Annotated in this window: 4 protein-coding genes; 1 reads left to right on the top strand and 3 read right to left on the bottom strand. The window is 47.3% G+C overall.

What is annotated here, in order from left to right:
* Positions 1-204 precede the first annotated feature (204 nt).
* From NG796_RS26155 to NG796_RS26145, 3 genes are all read right to left on the bottom strand, one after another.
* A complete protein-coding gene (locus NG796_RS26155; RefSeq protein ID WP_261210432.1) occupies positions 205-1,269 on the bottom strand; it encodes a PstS family phosphate ABC transporter substrate-binding protein in 1,065 nt (354 codons plus the stop codon).
* A 244-nt stretch (positions 1,270-1,513) separates the two neighbouring features.
* Entirely contained in the window at positions 1,514-2,911 is a 1,398-nt protein-coding gene (locus tag NG796_RS26150; protein ID WP_261210430.1) for a serine/threonine protein kinase, read from the bottom strand.
* A 99-nt stretch (positions 2,912-3,010) separates the two neighbouring features.
* Complete coding sequence (locus NG796_RS26145) at positions 3,011-4,021, bottom strand: LysR family transcriptional regulator (protein WP_261210428.1); 1,011 nt, start codon at positions 4,019-4,021, stop codon at positions 3,011-3,013.
* Between the two features lie 561 nt (positions 4,022-4,582).
* Between NG796_RS26145 and NG796_RS26140 the strand changes: the two genes are divergently transcribed.
* The gene (locus tag NG796_RS26140; protein WP_261210426.1) at positions 4,583-5,296 is read left to right on the top strand and encodes an NnrU family protein; all 714 of its coding nucleotides are present in this window, start codon (positions 4,583-4,585) and stop codon (positions 5,294-5,296) included.
* Positions 5,297-5,423 lie beyond the last annotated feature (127 nt).

The following is a 5,423-nucleotide window of genomic DNA, read 5'->3' as shown; positions in this document are numbered from 1 at the left end:
TCGAAATTTTCGGCAAGGATTAAATGCTCTATCCCTTGTACAGCAATTAGTCTAGCTGTCTTGTCACCCTCTCAGGGGTAGAAGTTTTGGCTAGAAAGGAATTCTCAGCAAGGGTGAAACTGTTGTATCTCACCCTAACTCGGATTGGGTATGAAACCTTCATCTCCTGATCTGCTAATCAGCAATCATTAAGTGAGTGGTTAGTTAACGAATCCTCACAAAACCGGCTTTTTCAATTAAGGCTTGTCCCTGTTCCGTCAGCAGGAGTGCCGCGTAAGCTTCCGCGAGTTGTTGGTCAATTTGACCATTTTCTTTGACGATCGCAAATAAGCGACGAGTGAGAGGATATTCCCCACTTTGAAAGGCTGCGGCATTCACTTGGTTGCGCCGGTTTGGACAATCTTCAACGGGGACGAAGGGTTCTCGATAGGGGGGAATCAGGCGATTGGTTTGTCCGGCGATCGCAATGGGGGTGACGCTACATTGTCCCACAATTTCCGGGGCCGAAGCGTAGTAAATTCCGCCGAGGCGACTGCTTACTTCTCGTAATGCTAGGGTTGTCGTAGAAATAAACTGTACATTACTACCAAACGCCTCTCCACCCATCACATTTTCCATAAAAAATGCGATCGTGCCACTGTTTTCCGGGCGGCGAGAATAGGGGACAATCTCCACATCGGGTCCGCCAACTTGACTCCAGTTCCAGATATCACCCGTATAAATTTGTTGAAGTTGAGTTAAAGTTAATCCAGGAATATTTAAGTCTGGATTGACTGCTACTGCAATTCCATCTAAAGCGACTGGAATCGCTTTTAGAGTAAATCCTAATTGTTTAGCTCGTTGTTGTTCTTCTTCTGTAATGGAGCGAGAGGATTGAGCAAAAACGAGCTGATTCTCTAACATCATCTCAATTCCCGTACCAGAACCAGAGGGTTTCGTAGGATGTTGGGTATATCGTAATTTAAACTGAGGCAGAACCATTTGAATCACCGGATCCACGGTTCCCCGAATCGGGGCCCAACTCGTGCTCCCGCCATAAGTCGCTAGTCCCGAGGGCAGGTTGGGAACCTCCGCAAAACTCCCAATTCTAGCATCCGGATTGAATTGATAGGGGGCTTTGGATGGAGTGGAAGTCCCTTCCGAGGGTAAATTATCCGCTGCAAAGGGTGTGCCAAATCCTCGGATCAGCCCCCAGATAATTCCCCCGGCTAAACTGATAGTAACTAGAACGGTTAAGACTAAAATTGTTGTTTCGTTTTTCAGTGACATTGCTAATAATTAAACGGAATTAGGAAAGTGGAAAACCTGACTCAAATAGGCGAGAGAAGCTTTGGGTGAATGAGGGTGAAATTAAATCTAATAATTCTGAAGCTTATGATTTAACAAGTTAAGGTGTCAAAGATTTATGGTTTATTTAATTCAATTTAAAATTTTCCTTGAATAAAATGGGTTTTCAATTCGGGATGTGTTTGAGAGTGACAAGAGTACCTGGATAATTTTTGGGCTAGAGGGCTTATAAGAAGTTAGCGATTAATTTAGAAATCAGCCGGAATAGGGCGGTAAAGGCGACAGCACAACAACTGGCAAAAATTGGAATAAATAAGATGGCTTCCCAAAAGAATGCTTGATTAAAAAGCGGAATGAAGAAGACAAGTGCAAAGGTGAGCACAGCGAGGATGAGTAAATCATACTTTTCAATAAACCGACGATATTGAACAAAAATCAGGACAGTTAATAGGAGTAACCCGGCGATCGCGCCGATCGCTGGTGCTAATCCCAAGCTTTGTAAAACAATGAATAGTAGGCCCCCTTCAAATCCGGTAAAGGCGGCTCCTCGTAGGACTTCGAGGGTGGAGAAGTGGGGGGATGAGGGGGAGAGGGGGGATGGGGGAGAGATGGGGGATGGGGGAGATGGGGGGGATGGGGGAGATGGGGAGGATTGGGGGTGTGGGGAGGTAGAGGTGAGGGCGGTTAGGACTTCTTGGGCGGATTGAAAGCGCTGACTGGGGGTAGAGAGGAGGAGGCGATCTAATATATCGGCGAAGCGATCGCTTAGGGTCGCTTGACTGCGCCAATTCCATTCATTGCTGTAGGCATCGAATAACTCCTGGGGTTCTTTTCCGGTTAGTAACATGATGCAAGTCACCGCTAGAGCATATAAATCTGTAGCGGGAAATACTGTGCGCCCTGCCATTTGTTCGGGAGGCGCAAACCCCATTGAATAAATGCCGGTGGAGCGTCCACTGCCGGTTATACTCGGGGATTGGGTGACTTGTTTGACTGCCCCAAAATCTAATAAATAAAGGCGACCATTTGTTTGCGATCGCATGATATTCGAGGGTTTGATATCCCGATGAATCGTGTCATTTTCATGCACAAAAGAAAGGATTTTTAGGATTTCTACAAAAACCTCCCGTACTTGTTCTTCAGAGAAATTCCCTTTTAATTTTAATTCTTCTTCGAGATTTTGGCCGTCAATAAACTCCTGAACTAAATAGAAAAATTGGTCTTTTTTGCCGGGGATTTGGCTGGAAGTTTCTAGGGAAAAAAACGCCATTAAATCTGGAATTTGGGGGTGTTTGTTGCCGAGGCGATCGAGGACTTCGGCCTCTCGTTCAAAGAGGGTATGAGCGATCGCCAACTGTTGGGGACCTAGATCCCCCGCCGGTTGAAATTGTTTCACCACACAGGTTCGCATGGCTGGCGTGCGGCGATCGCGAGCCAGAAAAGCCGCCCCAAAGCCCCCTTGGCCCAGTAACCGTACCGGGAGATACCGACCATCTAAAATCAACGGCATCCCACAAGTCGTACAAAATTTTTGCTGGATCGTTTTGAGGGTTGTCATATCATCGAGATCCGCAAAACTATTTTGAGGACGCAAGCAGCCCGGACGAGTACAGTAAATTTCCATATCAAATGCCGTAATTTTACTGAACAGATTTTAGATTTCAGATGCTAAAGTTGATTGAGCATTGTTCTCCAATCGGGTCATCTAAAATCTAAAACCTATTTAGCTCATCGTTGAATTGGTCGAAACGGGTTTAAGGGGTTCTACCTCCATAAATTCTAAAGGTTTTTCTAGGGTGCTTTCCACCCAAGGTTGAGTTGAAAACTGGGGTAAAATTTCTTGACTAAACGCTTCGGCAGCTTTAGAACGATACCGATTGGGATTATAAATCACCGAAAGCATTCGCTTAACCACAACCCCCTCAATGGTGGCGCGGTGAAGAATGCCCATTTGTAACTCTTTTTCGATCGCAGAAATCGAAACAAAAGCAGCGCCTAAACCCGACTGAACCGCATTTTTAATGGCTTCAATCGAATTGAGTTCCATCTCTAATTTGAGACGGCGGGTATCAATATCACAACGACTGAGCACTTGATCAATCACCTTCCGGATAGTCGATTGGGAGTCCAGCGCGATGAATTGTAGCTTATAAAGGTCTTCTTTTTGAATTTTTTCGAGTTTGGCAAAGGGATGAAATACCGGCAGAATCAACGCCAATTCATCTTCCGCATAAGCCTGGATTTCTAAAGACTCTTGGAGTTCCGGGGGGACTTCACCACCGACGATCGCCAGGTCAATTTGTCCATTTGCTACACTCCAAGCAGTCCGCCTGGTGGAATGAACGTGCAATTGCACGGCTACATCCGGATACTTCTGCCGAAACATCCCAATCATCCGAGGCAGGAGATAGGTCCCGGTGGTTTGGGAAGCCCCGACAATTAAGGTGCCCCCTTGAAGATTTTGCAAATCCTCGATGGCGCGGCAGGTTTCCTGACAGAGGGTCAGAATTTTTTCCCCATAACTGAGCAAGAGGTGACCCGCTTCCGTTAGTTGGGCGCGACGCCCCCCTCGATCAAATAGTGGGACATCCAACTGCCGCTCTAGGTTTTGCACCTGTAGGCTGACGGCGGGCTGAGAAACGTATAAACTATCTGCCGCCCGTTTAAAGCTTCCCTCAGCGGCGATCGCTTTGAGAATGCGTAACTGATCTAAAGTGAAAGGTAGATCGGACATACTGCTAAACCTGAAAGGGGCAAAGGGTCTGATGGCAACCGACGGATTAACATCAATGGACAGTTCATGGACAGGTTCAAGATTGCTATGGGATCAATCAATCTCGGCAGGCGAGGGAAAATAGCACAACTTGCCATTCTAGTCCTGGATAATCAGTCGTCAGGTTGTATTGGAGTTTACCAAATCGCCAGAGATAGCCCTATCTAAGATAAAAGCAAAACTAGGTGGCGATCGGCGATCCCGTCAACGCAGAGAGTACGATCCCCTCTGTCAAAAATTATGATCCCCGGCTAATGGAGATCGGATAACTGACTCAGTTTATCTTATAGTTGAACTGACGAACCCACCTAAATGAAGGTGATTCATCGATCAGTTGCATATAGAATCCAGGTCAAGCGCATCAAACCCCCATCGCTTTTTGTTAGGGGATGCCTTAAAATGTTTTTCACCTCCGACGAGCTTAAAGCATCGATTCCGGCATCTGTGGCAATCTGAACGAGCCGGATCAAGGATTGCAGGGGTCCGTTGGAGTTGGATATTTGGAGTGGGAAAAAGCTTGGGATGTTCTCAGACTGGTTGACTTCTAGCCATTTTATAATGATTGGGCTGTTATTTGGGTTCGCGATCGCCCATAGTGGATTAGCCGCCCTGCGCCCTCGGGGGGAACAACTCATCGGCCCCCGATTGTACCGAGTTTTATTCGCTCTGGTTAGTTTACCCTTCGCGGTGGTGCTGATTATTTATTTCTTTAACCACCGTTACGATGGTCTCCAACTATGGCAAGTACAGGGCGTGCCCGGGGTCATGCCGTTGGTCTGGACCCTCTCGGGGATTTCGTTTCTGTTTCTCTACCCGGCGACGTTTAATTTATTAGAAGTGGCAGCGATCGCCAAGCCTCAAGTGCACTTATATGAAACGGGAATTATCAGAATTAGTCGTCATCCGCAAATGGTGGGTCAAGTGATTTGGTGCCTTGCTCATACTCTGTGGATTGGGACTTCTTTTACCCTGGTGACCTCCATTGGCTTGGTATTGCACCATTTATTTGCGGTTTGGCATGGCGATCGGCGCATGAAAGCCCGGTATGGAGAGGCATTTGAGGCCGTCAAAGCGCGCACCTCTGTGATTCCCTTTCTGGCGATCGCTCAGGGCCGCCAAACCCTGAAATGGACTGAATTTCTCCGTCCCGCCTATCTCGGCGTTACCCTGTTTACCCTCGGTTTCTGGTGGGCGCACCCCCTGTTAATGCGAGCCACCAGTAATGTTCCTTGGTAAGAGGGAGATGGGGAGGATGGGGGAGATGGGGAGGATGGGGAGGATGGGGAGGCTTACAGGTATATGTTTTTATCACCTAGGGTATAATAGGGAAGGGAGGGACCCCAGGTATCCCCGGATGATGAAA

It is taken from the genome of Laspinema sp. D2d (assembly GCF_025370755.1).
Lineage (GTDB): Bacteria > Cyanobacteriota > Cyanobacteriia > Cyanobacteriales > Laspinemataceae > Laspinema.
Note: the sequence above shows the minus strand (reverse complement) of the source record. Positions and strands in the feature narration are given on the sequence as shown.